Here is a 21630-nt window from a genome sequence, read left to right on the forward strand (position 1 = left end):
TCAAGTTGCGAAACATCTATCTCCAGACCTGTAGTAAAATCTCCATCATTTGAGAGAGACATTAGCAGGTGTGACGAAATCCAATCCAATTATTATAAACCCTGATTAACGTAATTTACGTGGAGGAATAACCATGGGAGTATCAACCTATACCTATCAGGAACATACTAAAAAATTTAATCATCAACCTAAAATGAGAAATATACCTGCTTATTTAAACGAATTTATTCTCAATGATCCTACAGCAAAAGGATTTATACAGCGAACTTACGAGGGTCAAACCGGAAGCTTGTCGCGGATATTTAATGATTTGCCCTCATTGGACACGAAAACTATCAATGAACTCGCGATTGAATACCTCCATGAAATTAAAAGAGGAAATTTTCAGGGATTTACTCTAAGAAAAATGTCTGATTTACTTCACGAATTTCTTGATTGTAAAAAATATCTTGATGAAGAACATACCATTCCTAATCCTCATTATGGTCAATTAACACCCACTATTTCTGAAACATTGGCAAAAGCAATAAACCGTACTCCCGAAGAATTTCTCTTGGCTTTATATGGCGATCCTATTGATCCTAAAAAGGTCAAGGCAATTGAAGAACAAATAATTGCTTCTCTAATGATTGCTATTACTTCCCGTTTTACCACCATGTATGCATTATCACAAACTTCGGAAGGCATGTCCTTTAAACAGTTACAAAACTATGAGTACCTTTCTAGCGGCATCAAATTTGATGCCGAAGGTAATCCCTCTAAAATAGAAACACCTACTTTCATATCATTACAAGAACTTACTCTTGATCATATTACTCAAGGCCGAGAGTTGAATCCTAATGATCAGACTGTCAATCAGGGATTAAGAAAATTTGTAAACGATATGGGCATCGTTATAACGTCATGGAGTGAACAAAAAAAGAAACAGATTTTCGATGGTTTGACTAATACCAGTTTGGATGATGTTTTGGTTATAATAGGTAAAACATCGGCTAATGCTCAAGCCTTATTGGAGTCACCTAATAATATTGTTACTCCTGATTACGTCAGCCAACGGAAAAAGATGATTGGTGAATTTATTGAAGAAAAAATTCAAGATATCCAAAAGGAAATTGATGCCAAAAATGAAAAATCATCTCAAAAATCTTTGCTCCCTTTCTTTGGCAAGAAAGGAAAAAAAGAAGCTACAAAAGAAATAGATCAACTAAAGGAATTAATAGTTGCATTAAAAACTCTGGAAAAAAATATTAATGGAGAAATACAACCAGAAATCAATGGGCAACCATCCCCCTGATTTTCAATTTCTAAAAAAATCGATATCTTCAGGCGGAAAGACATTGATGTCATATACTTCTTAATTACCTATTCCGTGAACACTTACCTAAATAAGCGCACGACTAAGCATTATTAATTTATTAATCACTAATGATGCGGATCAAACGCGTCTCTCACTGCATCGGCAAAAAGATTAGATGCTAATACCAAAATAAACATACAACCAAATGCAGCCATTATAGGCCACCATACGACAGGTTCTCTGGCTAATTCAAGGCGTGCGCCATTAATCATATTGCCCCAGCTTATTGTTGTTGGAGAAACACCCACTCCCACATAAGATAATACGGCCTCGGCAAGCACTAAAAAACTAAAATCCAAAACCAGTGTAATCACTACAATATGCATCACATTGGGGAGTAAATGTTTGCGAATAATCGTAAAAGAACTGCTCCCCAATGCGCGAGCCGCCGTCACATAATCAATTTCACGAAGCTTTAGGGTTTCAGCACGTAGTAAACGACATAAGCTGGTCCAACTGGTCACGCCTAAAATTAAACACAAAGCAAGTAAACGGGCATCCGCACTTTTATCGAGAGTAGCAAATTGCTGCGGATGATTAGCGATGTAGGTCTGCATCGAGAGCACTGAAGCTGTAATTAATAAAACACCTGGTATAGAGCTGAGTGTGGTATAGATATATTGAATAATATCATCAATCATACCCCCAAAATAACCGGCAGTAATCCCTGCCAATAAGGCCAAAGGGAGCATGAATAAAGTGGTGAGAATACCTATAACCAAGCCAGTACGAATACTTTTTACCGTATAATAATAAATATCCTGCCCTATTTTTCCTGTACCAAGAAGATGAAGTTCACGCGATAGCCAATAACTGGCAAACACTATAAAAAAACAGAGAAAACAGGTAATTAACGCACTCAAACCACTTGGAGTGAGGGTTACATTAAAATGACCTGACAGGTACCATTTTACGCCGATGGTGCAAAACCATAGCAAGGCAACCAGTAAGAAAGAGCAAGCCAATGCCTGATAACTACTTTTTTTAATGTAACGGTATTTATCACTATTATTTTTTAGTGTAATGGCAGGGTAATCCAGTCGCGGATAAATCTGTTGGGCTTTGCCATCAACCAACACGGTTTCAATACTATAAAGATGTAAAGAAAGAGGCGCCGAATAGGTTTTTTCAAACGTGGTGTCTAAAGGTGCCATGAGTCGATCCAATATAGAGTCACTCTGACTTGTCACCATTTCACTTTCCTCTTCCGTCACAGAAGATGACAGGTGAATAGAATCCAATATAGCGATGGTTAGAAAAAACAACAGAATCACGCCGGCGCTAACCGCCAACGGTTGATGTAAAATCTGCGAAAAAACACGACGAATATGCTTTTTTCTCAAGCCAATTAATGTAAGAGCCAAACTGATAAATAATACCCCAAGTAAACACCGATCAGTCCAGAGAAATTCCATAGCTAATTAAACCTTACTCGTGGATCAACAAAAGTATAAGAAATATCCGTTAGAATTAAACCAAGAATATAAAGAACTGATCCCAGAAACACCATTGATCGCACTATGGCAAAATCCTGCTGTTGAATAGCATCGATAATATAGCTGCCAAGCCCCGGTACTCCAAAAAAAGACTCCAGTAACAGACTTCCCATAAACAGCGAAGGGATCAGCACCACAATCCCGGTAAGAATAGGTAACATCGCATTTTTTAATACATGATGGAAAAGCACTTTAAGCTCTGACAAACCTTTAGCGCGCGCAGTTTTAACATAATCCTTATTCATTTCTTCCAAAAACAGGGTGCGGTACCAGCGCGAACCCGCGCCAAGTCCGGCAAAGACCGCCACAATCACTGGCAATATAACAAACCGGATACTATCAAATCCCCCATCATATCCCGATATCGGCACCAGACGTAACACTTTGCCAAAAATGTATTGTCCGCCGATAATGTAAAAAAGACTGGAAATAGACATTAAAACAATACAGAAAATAACACTGACCAAATCAAGATAGGTCGTGCGAAAAAAAGCCATAATCATGGCCAAACCAATATCGGCCAACATACCAAAAACAAGAATGGGCAACGCAATAGCAAGACTGGGCCACATACGATGCGAAATTTCATAACCTATATCACGCCCTCCATCTGACATGCCAAAATCAAAAATGAACAACCGCAAGGACTTCTGAAAAAACAGAGTTCTGGTAAACTGCTGAATGCCCGATTGTTGTTCATTATAAAAAAGAGGTAAATCATAACCGCGTTGGGCTTTCCATTGCATAATAGCAGCAGGCTTGACATGTTTCTCACCCAGCTGCATACGCGCCATATCATCAGGCGAGTTAATCATGAAAAATAGAGCAAACGTGATAACATTAATACCAAATAAAATAGGAATGGCGTATAAAATGCGGCGTAACAGATAGTAAATCATCGTTTGATTCTCAATGCAGATTGTCTTTCTTTACGCCGATAAGCAAACCATAGAGGAAGTAAGGAGATCAGTAAAAACAACCCCAATAGCCCAACAGGCCACAAGACGGGCTTGTTCCAAAGCCTTCGCAACTCGTTGCGTTTTGCAACATCAATAGCAACATATTTAAGAGCATCCACACTAATCGTATTGGGTTTGGTCGGCGAAACCCACTGCTGGGTCAAAATGAATGTTTCGCCATTAATGCCCCACACCCACGGTGCCTGTCGACGTAGCAATTCGACCATCTTATCAATCAGACGCTGCCGCTCAGCATCATTATTGCGATTTTTCATTTGCTCAAACAAACGATCGTAGTAAGCATTACTAAAATTAGCGGCATTTTCTCCCCCATGTTTCGCCTTGCTATTACCACTGTAAAACATAAATAAAAAATTTTCCGGATCAGGATAATCTGCATTCCAGCCCCAACTAAAGATTTGAGCATTCCCATTACGCATTTTTTCCTGAAAGCGATTATATTGGGTAGCGCGGAGATTCAAATCAATCCCAATACGCGCAAATTGTTTGCGCATCCAATCCAGTTTTGCTTTATCATCGGGACCACCGGTGATAGGAACATCGTAGTTCAGGATTAAAGGTCTTCTTGTTGCAGGATCACGTCCACCGGGATAACCGGCTTCGCGCATTAACGCTCTGGCTTCCTCAATAGACCGCCGTACGGGTTTATCACCATCCCAAAAATAGACATAAGGATTAATACCTTCTGCACCTTCTTTATAACCGAAAATACCAGGAGGTAAAGGTCCCTGTGCCGCTTTCCCTCGCCCATTTAAAAAAATGGCGATATTTTCCTCATAATTGACAGCAATAGAAATAGCCTGGCGTAACTTTCTGGCTCGTGCACTGTCACCCCCTACTACGTTATCCAACATATTAAAACCCAGGTAGAAAATACTGATATCCGATGTTTGTGTCAGCCGCATCTTTTTATCTTGCATCGCCTTACTTAATTGCGCTTCACCCGCCCTGTTTATTTGAATAGCCTGATCAAAACTGTCTGTACTAATCCCCGAAGAATCATAATACCCTTGAAGAAATTTATTCCACCGAGGAATTGATTCTTTTTCAAGCATAAAAACAGCTTGATCAATTAAAGGAAGCCGTTTCCCTGCATGCAATAAATAACCCTTCGCTCTATCTTCTTCATTTCCTATAACAGGAAAATACTCTTGATGAAAATTGGGATTCCTGGATAAAACCATACGCCTGTTTGGATTATTTTTACCAAGCATAAAAGGACCTGTACCTAAAGGATACCATGCAAAACCAAGATTTTTGTCGTGCATTCCTGCTTGCGCATAAAACTTGTCGGCTTCCCAGGGGACAGGCGCAAAGAAAGGCATTGCCAGCCAGAATAGAAATTGAGGATATTGACCGTAAATCATAATTTCAAAGGTATAATTATCAATCCTATGAAGCCCTGCCATAGGGTATTTTCTTAAATCAACAAAGCCCCCTTTCTTATTTACAGAGGGTAAAAGAGTAGCAAAATCACGAAATCCTACAATATGCTCGCTCATCAAACCGTATATCGGGGAATTAACCGGGGGATTTGCCAGGCGCTTGATTTGATAAATATAATCGTCGACCGTTAATTCACGAGTCCCCGTAAACTGGAAATCGGCTAACCGATTAATAGCATGTTCATCCAGATAATTATCAGGCAACTGCAAATATCGATAGTTACCTTTTTTATCTTTTGCCAGAGCAGGGTGCGGTTGGAATAAAATATGCGGCTTGATATGAATAGTATAAACAGTATAAGCAATTTTATCGCTTTCCTCAGCAGACACTGGATGACTTAATCGATCAAGACAGCGAATCACAGGCATTTCGGCTGCAATACGAGGCACAAGTTTATAAGGTCGCGCAAGATAATCATATTGTAAGAGGGGTTCATAAATCTGCATGATAAACTGATATTCATTGGACGAATAAGAGCGGGCAGGATCCAGCGTTTTAGGTGATTCATTAAACGAAGAATAGAAAATTTTCCTGTTTGTTTCCTGTTCAGGATAAGGGTTATTAAAAACCCATCCATCCGCATAAGCAGGGTAACAAACAATTACCAAAACCAACCAAATTTCCCAAAATACTATCAATGTTTAAATCCTTTGAATTAGCTGCTTCCTTTTCTTAATGCAGATAGCGTTAACTTCAGCTTAAAGACGGGAAAGAAATTCCTCTTCACTCAAAATAGTTACTCCCAGTGCACTTGCTTTATCCAGTTTGGAACCTGCATCGCTACCGGCAATGACATAATTTGTTTTCGCAGAAACACTCCCTGTTACCTTTGCACCAACCTTTAGCAGACGTGCTTTGGCTTCATCTCTTCCCATGCTTGCTAAAGTGCCTGTAAGAACGATTATTTTAGCGTAAAAAGGATGTTGTTCATCAATTTGTGGTCGCTCTTCCTTTGGCCAGTGAATTCCGGAAGCCAGAAGTTTATCAATCACTTCACAATTATGTGTTTGTGCAAAAAAATGCACAATATGATAAGCAACCACAGGGCCAATGTCTTTAAGGGTCATCAGTTGTTCAGCAGACGCTCCTTTTAACGACGCAATATCGGGAAACGCCAAAGCCAAACCTCTTGCACCGACCTCTCCCACCTCTCGTATTCCCAGAGCATAAAGGAAACGAGCAAATGTTGTTTGCTTGCTTCGTTCGATAGCCGCTAATAAATTTTCCGCTGACTTTTTTCCCATACGCGGCAAGCTGCTCAAAATAGTTTGATCCAACTGATAAAGATCGGCAATATCGCGTACAATATGGCGCTCAACAAACTGATCAATAAGCATGTCACCCAGTCCGTCAATAGCCATTGCCCGGCGGGAGGCAAAATGCCACATCATCCGTTTAAGTTGCGCATTACAAAACAACCCCCCTGTACAACGAGCAACCGCTTCACCTTCTTCGCGCACTACATCAGCCCCACAAACAGGGCAGTGTTCTGGCAAATCGATAAATTGCGTGTTATCAGGTCTTTTTTCCAAAATAACAGAAACCACCTCAGGAATTACATCACCGGCTCGACGGACAATAACGGTATCACCTATACGAATATCTTTACGCTGGATTTCATCCATATTATGCAGCGTTGCATTACTTACCGTCACTCCCGCAACACTCACCGGCTGTAGGCGGGCAACCGGAGTTAACGCGCCTGTACGTCCTACCTGGAAATTAACTGATTGAAGTACGGTCAACTCCTCACTTGCAGGAAATTTATGAGCACAGGCAAAACGAGGCGCACGTGCCAAATAACCTAATCGTTTTTGAAGAGAAATCGTATCGAGTTTATAAACAACCCCATCGATCTCATAAGGTAAACTGATCCGACGTTTTAACAGTTCATTATAATAGACAAGGCATTCTTCTATGCCCTCGCCCTGTTTCGCCTCCGAAGACACACGAAATCCTAGCTGACGAAGCAACTCCAATTGCGCAAAATGACTGTCTGCTAATTGCAATCCTTCAACGGCCCCAATGCCATAGCAATAGATCGCCAAGGGTCTTGCCGCCGTGATGGCAGGATTTAACTGACGTAAGCTACCTGCGGCAGCATTACGTGGATTAGCAAAGGTTTTTTCGCCTTTTGCGCGAGCTTTTTCATTGTACGCTTCAAACCCTGCCTTTGGCATATAAACCTCCCCTCGCACTTCCATAAAAACAGGAGGATTAGGCGTTAGCAGTTTTAGAGGTACTGAAGCTATGGTTTTAATATTACTGGTAATATTTTCGCCTACTGCACCATCACCACGAGTGGCGGCATAAGCCAGAAAACCATTTTCATAAGTCAAATTAACCGCCAACCCATCAAGTTTTGGCTCACAGGTAAACAACATTGTTTTTTCATCACAATTTAACCTGTCGGCAATACGTTTTATAAAAGCACGCAACTCATCTTCAGAAAAAACATTGCCAAGCGATAACATAGGCTGTCGATGCACAACAGGATCAAACGCCGCAGCAGGCGCTGTGCCAATTCGTTGAGTTGGCGAATCTCTATTAATGTATTGTGGATGCGCTGTTTCCAGTGCTTGTAATTCTTTAAAACAACGATCATATTCAGCATCAGGGACTAAAGGGTCATCAAGCACATAATAATGATAATCATAGAGCCTTATGCGTTCACGTAACACGTCAATTTTTTCAGCGACATCTACCTCTTTCATCATTATTTGACCTTTAATACAGCCCCATATTTAAAGAAACCACTTCCGACTCCAGAAAAGCAAAAAGGCGAGCTGTTTCTATGAGTGGATTTCGAAAATACTTAGCCCAACTATCCACCAGTCATGCCTTGCTTTGTTTTGAAAGCAATGGATAATTTGCCCACCTCTTTCATTTTAGCCTGTTCTGTTTTCTCGGGAATACATTAAACAGGCAATACAAAAAATAAGGTATAAAAAACAAATTGTTATATCATAACTCTATTGTATGAGTCTATTTGTCTATAAAATAGATACTTATCGAAAATTATATTGATGTGACATTTTAGTTTATAATATCTCTCAAATGCTTTCTTATTAAACAAAGATTATAGAGAGAATATTCAAATGAATACTGATTTCCCTCCCATTGATTACAATAAAATTTTTCCTCAGGAGCTTAATAAAGAAGGAGACGTTGAACTTCTGAATGATGAACATGATAGCGATCATCTTTATGATTGTTTATCATGGCGATTAAAAAATTTCGATTTTTTTCATCTTATTAAAATTTTACCTAATGACTCTTCTTTTATTATAAAATTACCTGGGGATACCATAGAAGAAAAACAGAAACTGTTTAAACAAATAAGAGAGTACTTTATTAAAAGAAAAACTCGCTCCTTTAAAGATTACACAGTTTTACCTTATGAACCCGACATTATTAACAATAAACTTACTTTCTCAGTGGGTAATCAAACCTTACGCAACTTTGTGCTATCCCTTGCCAATATAATAAAAAGAACCCCCTCATTACAAGGTAAAATAACAGCATCTCAGTCAAAAAAATTAGTCGTTCTTACATTTTTGGAAACACAAAGTAGCATCGAAGAGCAAAAGAAATTCTACAAGAATGTTTTTAGACCCTCAATAGTTAATGAAAGATTCTTTAGAAAGCCTTTCTTATTCTCATTACCTCATGATAATACCCCCCCTATTACTGCACTGCAATGTCCAACATTGTCAAATCAGAAAAATCATTCTCAAACTGTTGCTCCGTCAGAAAAAAGAGCCAGAGTGACTATAGAAGAATTCTCTACCACCAAACCTCTATCTACCAACTCCAATCCTTCTTCTCTTACCAAGAATTCCGATTCACCGAAAAATGTCAACTCAGAGATTTACTACCCGGAAAATTCCGAGAGAAATCCAACCCCATCTTTGATAGATGAAAAAGCTTGCCAGCTTACCTATTCTCATTTGGACACTTCTCCTGTTTATTCATTGCAACCGATGGAAAATCAGACTACTTACCCAATTAATTCATCGGTCGATTCAATGACGAGTAATCTATTTCCCTCTCTGGAATCAATCAATACAACATCTTCTTATTGGAGCCATAATCCTGTCTCTTTAGCAGCAAATAGCCATAAAAACCGTTATCAATTTTTATTGCAGCAAGCTCTATCTTCTCCTCCGCTACCTCATTCAAGTTTAGATGTCTCAGCAGACACAACTAGAAAAAGAGACTTAGTCGCTATGGCGAAATGCCTGGGGCAAGTTTGAGGGAAAATTGAAATGGTTTTTTGATTTTAAATCATCAACAAAGTATCATAATTTAATGAATGATCTTTAGATATCAAAAAAAGCTTGCTCTTATCCCCCACAATAGGACTATTGCCAATAAGCTGCACCAGATTTTCACTTAATGACTCATTTATTTTGCAAGGAGCGCTTATGAAGCATCGTTTATTTCTTGGGAACAAACACTCAATGGTGGATTGGCGCTTAATCACCTGTATACCAATGGCGTTTTATTTAACCTCACGTATAGTGCATAAGGACATCAAGAATGAAGACTCGTTTAAGAAATTCACTGGTTACGGTGACTACCGGATTAGTGCTCATGAATACAGTCTGGGCGGGTACCCCGGTATGGACTTTTGCGCCTGTATCCGGATATCCTGCTTCTGTGAGCGTGAGTTCATCAGAGACAAAAACCATCAAATACACAGTGACTAATCAATCGCACAAGCCCCATACAGTACAATAGATGACATGACCGCCCCTACAGGCAGTATTGGTGGAAAGACGGCAGCAGTCACGGATACTGTTCCAGGTCAAACCTCTCTTTCTATAGCAACTCCTGATTGGGGTGGCTTTGGAACAGATATTGGTTCTGCTTTATACGAAACCAGCGCGCAAGGTGCAAATAATGGCAGTTCCAACAGCGCGACTATTGTCAGTACGTTAACACCACCGACCTCGTTATCTGATTACGCCGCCGGATTATGCAGCACCTTGTCTGTAGATGACACAGGAGCATCATCCTGTACCACACCCAGTGTGTGTTACACCAACTGGTATTTGCCAGCCATTTGTGAGCTTGGACCCTATGGTGTTATCTGCACTTCCGGAAGTACCAACATCCAACAGCAATTGTTTGAAAATACGTTGATTCCAAGCACTACTCTTGGCTTGGTTGATGCAGGCTACTACTGGAGTTCTACCGAGCTCTCGGGCCTTCCACAGGGCATCGCGTGGTACGAGTACTTCAGTACTAGTAGCAGCACTCGGTCTGGCGTCAGTAAGAACAGCCTGCTGGGTGTTCGGTGTTCTCGGAAGTTGATTTCTTTATGTCCGGCAGAATAAGTCTGTCCAATTCTTCCCAATCCAGCGCATTCATTAATTGAATCAGAGGATGCGTCGGCGATACTTCCACCATTATGTTTTGTGCTTTCGAACGTTACGAAATGCACGTGAGCAAGTTAAACAAATGGTTATTGATGGAGTCTCTCTCCGCCGAATCAAGAGTTACTTGTGTCGTTGGTGCACGTGGTGGGTGAGAACAGCACAAAACTGGCACTATCAAGAACTCATGGAGTGGTTTATTCAGACATGTTGGGATAGCGCGGCAAAAGATATCGCCGCGACTATACTAAAAAACCCGCTCACATGCTCAATCCATGAGATACTGTTGGTGGGTTTAAATGCTCACGCGAGCGCGTGAGATCAGCTGTTCTCACTTCATCGAGGCGGGTAATAGCCGCCAAATCATGGTGTGGCGTCCTCGTCCCGCGACGCCGCCCGGCCGGATCCCGGACCTCTGCCTGCGAAGCCCCCACCCGCCAGCCTCGCACTAACGCAAAATTGAAACCAAGACCAGAATTAGAACTAGTTAGAGGAAACCAGGAATCATCACGACCAATTGTCCAGTTGTAAAAAGTTAACACACGCGGTAATGTGGCTTCGTTGAACTCAGGCTTCGGGTCAAATGAGCGGTCTTTCCTGCAATATTCTTGAGCTACATGAGCAGGGACATTGCGTTGCGCTTTACCCACGTCCAACCAGGCAGCATCCATTGCCTTCCAGTTACTTGCAGCATACCATGTATCATGGCCATCAACGTAGCGCTGATAGGCCTCTTTGAGGGGGGTAAAATCAAAGTGGGCACTGCGGTGTTCCTGACCTCCCTGACTGTACACTAAACCCACGGGTTGGCCCGTTGTTTCATCGATGCGCTCCATTTCATCAATACGTGCTGCCATTGCGGCTTTTGTTTCCTCATCCATATGACTTTCTAGCATACGGCACATATGCGTGTCTTTAGCCCAATAAGCATATTCATAGGCGCTGCAATAGAAGGTTCGACCCGAATAATCCGTAAATCTCCCTCGATAGCGTAAGGCTTCTTGTATCTTTTCTTCATTACCTTGATATACCTTTGTAAATAATGCCTCCACTTTATCCTGCTCTCCATAACAAACCCGTTGCAGGAATTTATCTAACAGACCTTTTAATTGTTGAAAAAGTGAATGCATCCTTTTTGAAGTAACTCCTAAAGTCCTTCTATCTGATTCATCTTCTGTAATTCCCAAAAACATGGTATCGGGTAGTGCATATGGCTCGCCTGACATCTCTATAACTCCAAATTAAAATGGGTGAATTATATCATAAATGATTAAAATAAAGGCTATTGATAATCCGTGAGCATGCCTCCATACAATACCAACCCCTATAATCCTTTGTTTTTTAATCCAAAAACATAATGGTTTGAGTGTTTAAAGTGACTATTTCGCGACAGCGACTACTCCATTTAAGTCCCTTAAGGCCCGCTAATTGCTTCTTTTTTACCAGGTTCCACGCACGCCAATTCTGCCGTTGATCGAATATTGTCAGATTAATCAAGGCCCTCTGCTACTTAATAAGCTCTCTCATATCGACGAAACCGCCAGGGAGCCTCTGGCTCCTCATCAATCCACAATCCTCTTTTGGTTTTCCTTGCTTCATCCTGAAGCGCATATAAACGATCATCACCTAAAAAACGAATATAAACCCAAGCCATCCCTCGGCGCACCTGTTCAGCATTAGCATCAATGCCCTTACAAAAAACACGCCCAAGCACCCTGTCATAACGATCCCGGCCAAACCGTTCTATATGGACAGGTTTCTTATAGCATAACTCATTCAGCGATTGACGCGAACGATCGCCAAAAGGCTGCTGTCTTTCAGGCGCATCAATATCAATTAAGCGTACCGTTATTTTTGTCTTTGTTTCATAATCCCAAACAAAGAGAGTATCGCCATCAGCAATACCAATAACCCGTCCAATCATTGGTTTGGAAAGGTCCACATTCAAAACAAATAACACGATAAGCAACACCAGCCCTACCATAACGAGCAGCAATTTTTGTTTGTTGTTGGACCTTTTCATGTAGAACAAGCCTCCCGCTTCACCCCAGTATAGATCAAATTCTAGTGGACTTGATCGGTTCGGTGCATCGTATAGCCAGTGATTTTGATGGTGCTCGTCTATTCGATTTTCTGCAACCTTAGCCCGATTGGAAAAAAAATCCAGCATTTAATCATTGATAAGAACAAAGAAAACACTATAGAATGATTAAAACCCGAAAGCAGTCATTCTATTTATTTCTCAAATTGAACCTGTATTAAAACAGGACGGATCTTTTCTTAACGCATGGACTTAATATGATTTATTTGCCTGAAATCTCACTGCTTGAAGGGGTGGCATTAGTTCTAGCCCTTCAGGTAATTCTCACACTTTGTGTTATAAAACGTCAATATCGACAACAGTTGACCAGTGAGGCTCAATTAGACAAAGTTCAACAGCTATTTACAACGCTTCTTCACCAATTGCATCTTGACCTCCAACACGCTTATCAAACAAACCAGCACAATGTTCAGGAAAAAATTAGCGAGGGGCAGTTAATCAGTCAACGCCTGATTACGGAAAGTATCCAGCGGCAGATGATGGATGTGCGTGAACAAATGAATCATAGTTTTAAGCAGCACGCTCATTCCCTCACTTCTCATTTACATTCGCTGACCGAAGAAATAAGAAATCATTTACATAACTTGACGCAACAGGTTAATCATAAACTGACCGAGGGTTTTGAAAAAACGTCATCAACGTTTACGGATGTCGTTAAACGACTCACCATTATTGATGAAGCGCAGAAAAAAATCACTGAATTATCAACTCATGTCGTTAGCCTGCAAGATGTACTGGCCGATAAACGTTCTCGGGGGGCCTTTGGTGAAGTGCAATTAGCGACTTTAATTGCCAACATGATTCCTCCTTCTCATTATCGCATGCAATACACACTTACTAATCAAAAAAGAGCAGATTGTATTTTGCTTTTACCCGAGCCAACGGGACATATTGTTATCGACGCCAAATTTCCTTTAGAAACTTATCAAAAACTTATGAGCAGTGAAACCACTGTGCCAGAAAAAAAACCCCTGCAACAGCAATTTCGCCAGGATCTGCAAAAACATATTAAAGATATAGCAGAAAAATACATCATTCCGAATGAAACCACCGATGGAGCAGTTATGTTCATTCCGGCAGAAGCAATCTTTGCCGAGATACATGCCAATTACCCGGATATCATCGCACTCTCCCAACGATTGAAAGTCTGGCTGGTTTCACCCAGTACCTTAATGGCGGTATTAACAACAGCACGAGCGGTATTAAAAGACGATGCGACGCGCAAACAGGTTCATATTATTCAAAAACATTTACAGGCTCTTGCCGATGATTTTCAACGCTTTGAAAAACGAATGGATAAATTATCCAAACATATTGACCTGGCTCATCAGGACGTCAGTGAAGTAAGCACCTCAGCGAAAAAAATAACACAGCGTTTCCAAAAAATTGAATCTGTTGAACTGGAATCTGTGGCAAGTTCATTAGAACAATCTGAATTAGAGAAACAGTAATTAAAAGTGCCATCACTCTAATAAGAAAAAAGCAGGATTGTCTCTGTTCAAACGGTGACTTTTATCAAAAATTTTATAGGCTGAAAAATTTAAATACAGGTTATTTCCCCATAGATGCCAGCTATGTTATGCTGAACAGATATTAATTGCCGGAACACCTTATGCGCTCTTTGTATCCTTCACTGGTTGCCATTAGCCTCCTGTTTAATGCGTCTTTGAGCCTGGCCGGGCGACTTCCTTCCTGCGCAGAAGCTTTTGTGCCCACTTGTGACAAACGATTATGCTGTCATGATATGGGAGGTATTAACTACTGTGATTCATCTGCCGGCCGCTATGTCTGCAACAATGGTTATTATTCGTCGTGCTATTGCACACGACATGCCGTGATGGATATGCAAAAATTTGAAGGGTGCTGTTTATGGCAAAATGGGGTATTCAGAGTCGATGAAACAGGGCTTGTTATTTGCAACAACGGTGGTGTTTCAGCTGTATGCAGTTTACAACCACAACAAACAGTTTCTGTGTGGTAAGTTACCTGATAATATGCCAATTAATGGTTAAATTAGATAGCTATTGCACAAGAAGTTGAGCAATAGATGACACTTGTTCAATAGTTTTATCTGAAGTTTTTTCAATAAATTCGGCATTTCTTCGCGTGAAGTCAATTGATTTTAACTGAAATACAAGAATAGCCCCGTCGGTTTTAGTTTCATTGGGCAATATTACCTCAAGTTTAATTCCTCTGATTGTACTTGTGATTGGCGCTACGATTGCCATTTTTGTATGCTCATTGAACGCTTTTTTGGAAATAACAAAAGCGGGACGACGCTTCATAATTTCTTTTCCTCTACTGGGATCAAAATCAAGCCAAATAAGATCACCCTGCTCTGGTATGTAGACCATTAAATCTCCTTACCAACGAACGATGCTTCAAGCCACTCTTGATCTTCATTGGTAAGTTGCAATTTTTCTTTAGGCGTCCCGGCTAATAATTCTTCTAACGTTTGTTTTTCAACTACAGGTGTCAAAACAATTTTGCAATCTACAATGGATAAATCCAATTTTGAACCAACATGAAGACCCAGTGTTTTTAAGATGGCTTTAGGGATGCTTACAATGTTAGCACCACCAGATTGTCTGATGGCTAAATGAGGCATTAGTCTCTCCAATGATCTATTGTTTTACTATTATATAACATAACTTTGTTTTATTAAAGTAAAACTAAAATATCCATATATGTATAATTAGTGCGATATAAATCCCCACATTAAATACACTTACACCAGCAAGTTCTAAATGATCGGAGCCGAATATTCGCGAAGCCGTGTTGGAAACCATCTCTGTTCTTGTTCTTCATTTAAAATCAGAAAAAACAAGCGCTCATTAACACAGATTCTGCCTGTAATAAATTAGTTGGACTGGACAACTATTCTTACAACACCCATAATTGGCCTTTTTTTGTAGTATACGGTAGGTCCATGACTAGTCCTCTTATTGAAATCAAACAAGTTTGTAAGTCATACGGCTCTGCAACGATTCTCAATAATATCTCTTTATCCGTTTATAATGGGGAATTTTTAACGTTATTAGGCCCATCTGGCTGCGGAAAAACAACGCTATTACGCTTGATATCAGGTTTTGAACAACCTACCACCGGGGAAATTTATATTAATGGACAATGCGTGAATTTATTACCACCGCAAAAGCGCGATGTTCATACTGTATTTCAAAGTTATGCACTTTTCCCTCACTTGTCTGTTTATGAGAATGTCGCTTTTGCTTTACGATGCAAAGGGGTGGCCGATAAAATCATAGCGGAACGCGTTGCCGAAGTCTTGCAACTCGTCCAACTGAAATCTTTTTCTCAACGCAATATCAAACAGTTAAGTGGAGGACAGCAACAGCGTGTTGCTATCGCTCGAGCCGTTATTGATCGCCCGCAAGTCTTGCTGCTTGATGAGCCATTAAGTTCACTGGACTATCGTTTACGCAAAGCCATGCAATATGAACTTAAATTTTTGCAAAAAGCGCTAAAAATGACCTTTATTTTTGTCACTCATGATCAGGAAGAAGCCTTGTCCATGTCCGACAGAATTGTTATTTTTAATCACGGGGAAATAGAACAAATCGGAACACCAAGAGAAGTGTATGAAACCCCCTCAAATCTTCACGTTGCAAAATTCATTGGAGAAGCAAATATTTTTGATATTATCGTCCAGGATATTGAAGACGAAAACTTGCTCACAGAGATTGAATCAGTCCAGTTGCATTGTAAAAATACCGCTTCCTGTCAACCTGGCGATAAACTTCACCTGATTGTTCGTCCTGAAGATATTCGGGTTTGGGGCTTCACAGAGATTGATGATACGAGCAAAATGCTTCCCGGAAAAATTGTTGATATTGTCTATAAAGGCTCTACAGTTGATGTAAAAGTAGAATTACCGTCAGGAAAAATTATAAACGCCTCCGAATTTTTTGATGAAGCAGATGATAAACTGGAATATTTAATTAATGAACCAGTCTGGGTGCATTGGTTACCTGGCTGGGAAGTTCTATTACCTTATGAGCATTAAATCAGAACCATAAGATTGAAAAATGAAAACTAGACCTATAGCAGTATATTCCCTTTACCTCTGGCTTATTCTTTTTGCGTTAATCCCTTTACTATTGGTATTAATAGCCAGTTTTTTATCGAAGAGCAGCATGCAATTGGTTGATTTACCTTTTACTTTGACAAACTATTCAGCCTTGCTTACACCGGCTTTTGTCAAAATTTTTTTTCGTTCTCTCTTTATTGCTTTTTTTACCACATGTTGCTGTCTTCTTCTTGCTTATCCTTTTAGTTATTTACTTATTAAATCGAAATATCAATCGCTGTTATTATTACTGATTATCATCCCTTTTTGGACCAGTTCACTGGTGCGTACTTATTCTTTAATTGCCATTCTTAAAACAAAAGGCATCATCAATGCACTGCTGTTAAAATTTCATCTCATAGATAGTCCCCTTTCCTTACTTTATTCAAACTTTGCCGTTATTATTGGTTTGGTTTATAATCTTTTCCCTTTCATGGTCCTACCCATTTTTACCAACATGGAGCGTTTTGATTTTCGTCTTATTGAAGCAGCCAAAGACTTAGGCGCAAGTAAAAGCGATCTTTTCTTTCGTGTCTTTCTGCCCAATACGGTAAACGGAATTATTTCCGGGTGTTTGTTAACGCTATTGCCAGCCATGACACTTTTTTACATTCCGAATGTCCTGGGCGGAGCCCGTTCGCTATTATTAGGCAATTTAATTCAGGAACAATTTTTAGTGTCAGCCAATTGGCCTCAAGGAGCCGCTACTTCCATGATACTCACTGTATTGCTGGTTATTTTGTTAATTGTTTATCGTCGTCAAAACCGGGAGGTCTTGCATTGAAGATCTTCGTTCAAAAAACTTTTTTAGCCCTTGTTTATTTTATACTCTACTTCCCTATTGTTGTGCTTGTTATTTATTCTATAAATAGTGCCAAATATTCACTGCAATGGCATGGCTTTTCTTTGAAATGGTACAGTGAACTTTTTCATGATCAGCACTTATGGATTTCCTTTTTTCATTCTGCTTTTTTAGGGATAAGCGCCTCAATCATTGCTACGACATTGGGACTATTAGCCTGTGTACATTTTTTCCTTTCCCGCCGCCCTTATAATCGATCCTTCTATGCCTTGCTGCTTCTGTTGGTTATAATCCCCGACTTAATGCTTGGTGTAGCACTGTTGATTTTTTTTCATTTGAGCAAAATACCATTAGGTTTTTTCAGCCTGCTAATTGCTCATATCACCATTTGTATTCCTTTCGTTATTTTAACAATCAATAGCCGCATTAATACACTTGATCCGAACGTTTATTTCAGCGCTTTGGATTTAGGAGCCAGTCGCTTCACAGCGTTACAGAAAATTTTATTACCGCTATTATGGCCGGCCGTCCTGAGTGCTTTTTTATTGTGTTTCACGATTTCTTTTGACGATGTGGTGATTAGTTATTTTATTGCCGGTGCTGATTTTAATATTTTGCCCCTTTCTATCTACTCTCTGGTAAGAACAGGCGTAACTCCTGAGCTTAATGCGTTGTGCACCATAACACTTGCTATACCCGCAGTTATGGTGGTTTTATCACATTATCTGTCGAGGAAAACGTAATGAATCGCTTAGGGTTGTTTCTTATACTTGCTTTGACATCATCCCTGTTACAGGCAAACCCCACTGTTAATGTTTACATTTGGGGAGGAGAAATTCCCAAAACAGTTTTACAGGAGTTCGAACGTGAAACAGGTATTACAGTACATCTTTCCACTTATGACAGTAATGAAACGTTGTATGCAAAATTAAAAGCGGGTGGGCCAGGGTTGTATGATGTCATTCTCCCGTCTGCCTACTTCGTCGAGCGTATGTATAAACAAGGGTTATTATCAAAACTTGATCCTGAACAATTACCTAATCTGGTAAATCTTGACAAACAGTTTACAAATAATAGCTATGATCAAGGAAATCATTATAGCGTTCCTTTAATTTGGGGAGCAACGGGCATTTTTTATAATAAATCTGTCGTTAAAACCGCACCAAAAACCTGGCAGGATTTATGGCAACATCATTGGCAACATCAGTTAATGCTACTTGATGATTCCAGAGAAGTTTTTTCCATGGCTTTAATAAGTCTTGGTTTTGATCCTAATGAAAGTAATCCTCAACATATCGAAGCGGCCTATAATCGCCTGCTTCAGTTAGTTCCTAATATCAAATTATTCGCCAGCGATAGCATCCAGGCCGTTATGATTGACGAAGATGCAATTGCGGGATTGGCCTGGAATGCCGATGCATTGAAAGCACAACAGGAAAATCCCGACATCAATTTTAGCTACCCACAGGAAGGATTTGTTATTTGGATTGATTGTCTGGCTATTCCTCTGAATCCGCCTCATCCTAAAGAAGCTTACCAATTTATCAATTTTATGTTAAAGCCAGAAATAAGTGTGAAAATCGCATTAACCGAAGGCCAGGCGATAACCAACGCCAAAGGACGAGATCTTTTACCCAAATCAATCAGAGAAAATCCCATTGTTTATCCTTCCGCGGAAATACTTAAACACGGCTACATGCAACGTGACGTGGGTGAAGAAACACTGGCATTGTATAGTCAATATTGGCAACAATTAAAACTGGCATTGTAAAGCGGGAAGTAACACCCATTTTGTTATATCTATCTTTTCTGAAATTTTGGAAATCCCCTCAATTGATAATTTATTATCTATTTTGTTCTCATTAGGAATATCAATTATTTATAATGGCATCTTTTATTACTTAAATCGGTTGCTTCATCGCTACTTAATTGTCTTTTTTTCAAATTACTATCTGATTTAATACTATCTGCATCAATATTAGGATCTATTGATGATTCAGTGATTTCTCCAATGGCCAGGCACGGTGGATCATCTTTTTGCTTATTACTATTGACTGATTCTGTTGATTGAAATTGTGGAGCACGAAAGAATCTATAAAAAGTCTGAAGTGTTGTTGCAGCAATTTCCATTTCTTTATTTTCTGCCAACATTACTTTTTCTCCTGTTTCTGTCCAAGAGAAATCATGGCTGTCGGCATTAAATGCTTTATCTAATCCATAGCTCATGAAAGAAAAAAACCTTCGCTCATCAGGGTGTTCTTTCTTCATAATATTTTCCATTTTTAATGGCCCAGATGTAGAGACCACGGTGTTCATAATCATATTGCAACGCACGAGATCGCGAAAACTCATTAGCAGGTTTTGCTCATTCTTTTCTAAAAGTAGGTCTATAATGGCGGGATCCGGAAAAAAATTTACATACGAAGTTAATTCATCTCTTAGACATTTTGCGGCTTTTTTTATTAAATCAGCTTCTGCCAAGTTGTCTGGAGCATTATAGTTTTCTATAAATACATGAATGTCACTGACTGAATATAATACAGTAAAGCAAAAATCTTTAATTTTGCTTGATGAGTTTTTTAAAATTTCGTAACGAACTTCGCGAGCATTTTTTTCTTCTGGAGTAACAAAAGGTAATGAAAAACAAGCTTGTGCTAAGCAATTCGCCCAATTTTTAGGAATACAACAACTATCATAAATATCTTGTTGTATGCGGATAATATAAGGTAAAGCATCTTCGTGATGCACAACAGCTATCATGTCATTATTATAAAAATCATCTATATAAGAATCTGGATTCTGTTTATAAGAAAATAAAAAAGGTTTACTTACATTAATGATTGATGGAAGTTCACTTGTATTAACATAGACATCGAGGTCAGTATAGGTACCCAAAGTATAAACAGGATGTAACCATCGTAAAATATCGCTGGCAACAGCTAAATTACCCCCCTTATCTAAATGATAGATTTCATTTCGATAAAGATGGATTAATTTTATTTCTTCACTGGTTGTACATAAAGGAAAAATGCAAGTTTGTACGTCCTTGGCAACAATATTTTGATCCGCGCAAAAAACAGTAAGATCTTCTAATGCCTTTGGAGATAGCAATGTACCATCATAAATTAAAAAGATCTTGTCTGTGAGATTAATTGCTCTCATTTCTACAAGGCGTAATTGATTTTTAAGAGGCATAAAAGAGTTAGAGTCTTTACTTAACCAAACTTTTACGTGTTTATGAGGATTATAATTATAGGCCATACGAGTGCATGAAAGAACAATCTATAGTGGATTGTATAATTAAATCTCACTATTTTCAATATTTAATCTTAATGAAGATATTTACAAAGATTTTCGACAGAATTCCTACAGGCATTGTCCTTTAGATCTAGCGCTCCAGACTTACACCCGATCAAAAAACTTCAAGTTATAACATTCATTAATAGTGTCTAATGAAATAATTCTTCTATTGTTCCTGCATCTCATCCTGGCTCGGCTTGGCATACCGAAAAATTTCCTTAATGGACACATTCCCGCTCAGCTCTTGTGCAAAATGAACGCCATGCTTATCAGTCACTTTTTTCAAGAAAGTATGCCGGAGTTTATGAGGCGTAAATTCAAAAAGAATTCATTCAGTTTGTGATAAAAAGCGTACGTTATCTAGCCAAAATTAAAATCCAAGCAATATTATCAAAACTTATAAAAATTGTTTTTTGCTAAAAACAATACATTGAAGATGAAGAATAAAATATTATACAAATGATTTATGAGTTTAAAAAACACTAAAATTTGATTGCTCAATGCAATAGCATTTTTAATTAAGCAAACTACTAATTCTCATTTTTTTTAAATCGTCCTTTTGGATTGTTTTGTGCGTATGCTCACTGCTTTATTTGTTGTTCGTACCGTCAATTTAAGCGAAATAGCAGTGGCGTTTTCTTCTAAAGCCGAGAAAAATTCCCGTTATAAAAGACTTCAGC

General features: G+C 39.3%; 19 protein-coding genes. 10 read left to right on the forward strand and 9 right to left on the reverse strand.

The features are described 5' to 3' along the window. The first annotated feature begins 133 nt into the window (after positions 1-133). Positions 134-1294, forward strand: a complete 1161-nt coding sequence (locus T345_RS0109775) for a hypothetical protein (RefSeq protein WP_028389196.1) — start codon at positions 134-136, stop codon at positions 1292-1294. A 128-nt stretch (positions 1295-1422) separates the two neighbouring features. On the opposite strand, the gene T345_RS0109780 is transcribed toward T345_RS0109775, so the two are convergent. Genes T345_RS0109780 through ligA form a run of 4 tightly spaced genes read right to left on the reverse strand, consistent with a single transcriptional unit; the run spans position 1423 to position 7993 of the window. After that, positions 1423-2772 carry an ABC transporter permease gene (locus T345_RS0109780; protein ID WP_028389197.1) on the reverse strand — a complete coding sequence of 450 codons (1350 nt, stop codon included), beginning with the start codon at positions 2770-2772 and terminating at the stop codon, positions 1423-1425. Between the two features lie 2 nt (positions 2773-2774). Continuing rightward, on the reverse strand, positions 2775-3752 hold the full coding sequence (locus T345_RS0109785; RefSeq protein ID WP_028389198.1) for an ABC transporter permease: 978 nt from the start codon (positions 3750-3752) through the stop codon (positions 2775-2777). Next, a complete protein-coding gene (locus tag T345_RS0109790; RefSeq protein ID WP_035918724.1) occupies positions 3749-5917 on the reverse strand; it encodes an ABC transporter substrate-binding protein in 2169 nt (722 codons plus the stop codon). Before T345_RS0109790 ends, T345_RS0109785 begins: the two co-directional genes overlap by 4 nt. Before the next feature lie 60 nt (positions 5918-5977). Further along, the gene (ligA, locus tag T345_RS0109795; protein ID WP_028389200.1) at positions 5978-7993 is read right to left on the reverse strand and encodes an NAD-dependent DNA ligase LigA; all 2016 of its coding nucleotides are present in this window, start codon (positions 7991-7993) and stop codon (positions 5978-5980) included. 384 nt (positions 7994-8377) lie between these two features. Here ligA and T345_RS0109800 point away from each other — a divergent pair, with 384 nt between their 5' ends. The 3 genes from T345_RS0109800 (at position 8378) to T345_RS0109810 (ending at position 10621) form a co-directional block, all read left to right on the forward strand. Further along, a complete protein-coding gene (locus tag T345_RS0109800; RefSeq protein WP_028389201.1) occupies positions 8378-9535 on the forward strand; it encodes a hypothetical protein in 1158 nt (385 codons plus the stop codon). Positions 9536-9821: 286 nt separating this feature from the next. Continuing rightward, positions 9822-10022, forward strand: coding sequence for a hypothetical protein (locus tag T345_RS15085; RefSeq protein ID WP_131777774.1), 201 nt, complete (start codon positions 9822-9824; stop codon positions 10020-10022). 5 nt (positions 10023-10027) lie between these two features. Beyond that, positions 10028-10621, forward strand: coding sequence for an Lcl C-terminal domain-containing protein (locus T345_RS0109810; protein WP_028389203.1), 594 nt, complete (start codon positions 10028-10030; stop codon positions 10619-10621). 299 nt (positions 10622-10920) lie between these two features. Here T345_RS0109810 and T345_RS14050 read toward each other — a convergent pair whose 3' ends face one another. Both T345_RS14050 and T345_RS14055 read right to left on the reverse strand, forming a co-directional pair. Beyond that, the gene (locus T345_RS14050) at positions 10921-11886 is read right to left on the reverse strand and encodes a hypothetical protein (protein WP_051555227.1); all 966 of its coding nucleotides are present in this window, start codon (positions 11884-11886) and stop codon (positions 10921-10923) included. Between the two features lie 284 nt (positions 11887-12170). After that, positions 12171-12683 (reverse strand): thermonuclease family protein, encoded by a 513-nt coding sequence (locus tag T345_RS14055; RefSeq protein WP_165476859.1) that lies wholly within the window; start codon positions 12681-12683, stop codon positions 12171-12173. Positions 12684-12958: 275 nt separating this feature from the next. Between T345_RS14055 and T345_RS0109825 the strand changes: the two genes are divergently transcribed. Together T345_RS0109825 and T345_RS0109830 are read left to right on the forward strand one after the other, a co-directional pair. Beyond that, positions 12959-14212 (forward strand): DNA recombination protein RmuC, encoded by a 1254-nt coding sequence (locus tag T345_RS0109825; protein WP_028389204.1) that lies wholly within the window; start codon positions 12959-12961, stop codon positions 14210-14212. Between the two features lie 161 nt (positions 14213-14373). Further along, the gene (locus T345_RS0109830) at positions 14374-14742 is read left to right on the forward strand and encodes a hypothetical protein (RefSeq protein WP_051555229.1); all 369 of its coding nucleotides are present in this window, start codon (positions 14374-14376) and stop codon (positions 14740-14742) included. A gap of 40 nt (positions 14743-14782) precedes the next feature. Here T345_RS0109830 and T345_RS0109835 read toward each other — a convergent pair whose 3' ends face one another. Further along, the gene (locus T345_RS0109835) at positions 14783-15115 is read right to left on the reverse strand and encodes a type II toxin-antitoxin system PemK/MazF family toxin (RefSeq protein WP_028389206.1); all 333 of its coding nucleotides are present in this window, start codon (positions 15113-15115) and stop codon (positions 14783-14785) included. Continuing rightward, the gene (locus T345_RS0109840) at positions 15115-15369 is read right to left on the reverse strand and encodes an AbrB/MazE/SpoVT family DNA-binding domain-containing protein (RefSeq protein WP_028389207.1); all 255 of its coding nucleotides are present in this window, start codon (positions 15367-15369) and stop codon (positions 15115-15117) included. Before T345_RS0109840 ends, T345_RS0109835 begins: the two co-directional genes overlap by 1 nt. 321 nt (positions 15370-15690) lie before the next feature. Here T345_RS0109840 and potA point away from each other — a divergent pair, with 321 nt between their 5' ends. Genes potA through T345_RS0109860 form a run of 4 tightly spaced genes read left to right on the forward strand, consistent with a single transcriptional unit; the run spans position 15691 to position 19421 of the window. Then, positions 15691-16785: a spermidine/putrescine ABC transporter ATP-binding protein PotA gene (gene potA, locus T345_RS0109845; RefSeq protein ID WP_028389208.1), complete on the forward strand. Its 1095-nt coding sequence runs from the start codon at positions 15691-15693 to the stop codon at positions 16783-16785. A 22-nt stretch (positions 16786-16807) separates the two neighbouring features. Beyond that, entirely contained in the window at positions 16808-17632 is an 825-nt protein-coding gene (locus T345_RS0109850; RefSeq protein ID WP_028389209.1) for an ABC transporter permease, read from the forward strand. Beyond that, positions 17629-18393, forward strand: coding sequence for an ABC transporter permease subunit (locus tag T345_RS0109855; protein WP_028389210.1), 765 nt, complete (start codon positions 17629-17631; stop codon positions 18391-18393). The genes T345_RS0109850 and T345_RS0109855 overlap by 4 nt, the downstream gene beginning before the upstream one ends. Continuing rightward, positions 18393-19421, forward strand: a complete 1029-nt coding sequence (locus T345_RS0109860) for an ABC transporter substrate-binding protein (RefSeq protein WP_035918728.1) — start codon at positions 18393-18395, stop codon at positions 19419-19421. Before T345_RS0109855 ends, T345_RS0109860 begins: the two co-directional genes overlap by 1 nt. 104 nt (positions 19422-19525) lie before the next feature. Here T345_RS0109860 and T345_RS0109865 read toward each other — a convergent pair whose 3' ends face one another. Then, on the reverse strand, positions 19526-20911 hold the full coding sequence (locus tag T345_RS0109865) for a glycosyltransferase family 88 protein (RefSeq protein ID WP_028389212.1): 1386 nt from the start codon (positions 20909-20911) through the stop codon (positions 19526-19528). Between the last annotated feature and the right edge of the window lie 719 nt (positions 20912-21630).

It is taken from the genome of Legionella fairfieldensis ATCC 49588 (assembly GCF_000621525.1).
Taxonomy (GTDB): Bacteria; Pseudomonadota; Gammaproteobacteria; order Legionellales; family Legionellaceae; genus Tatlockia; species Tatlockia fairfieldensis.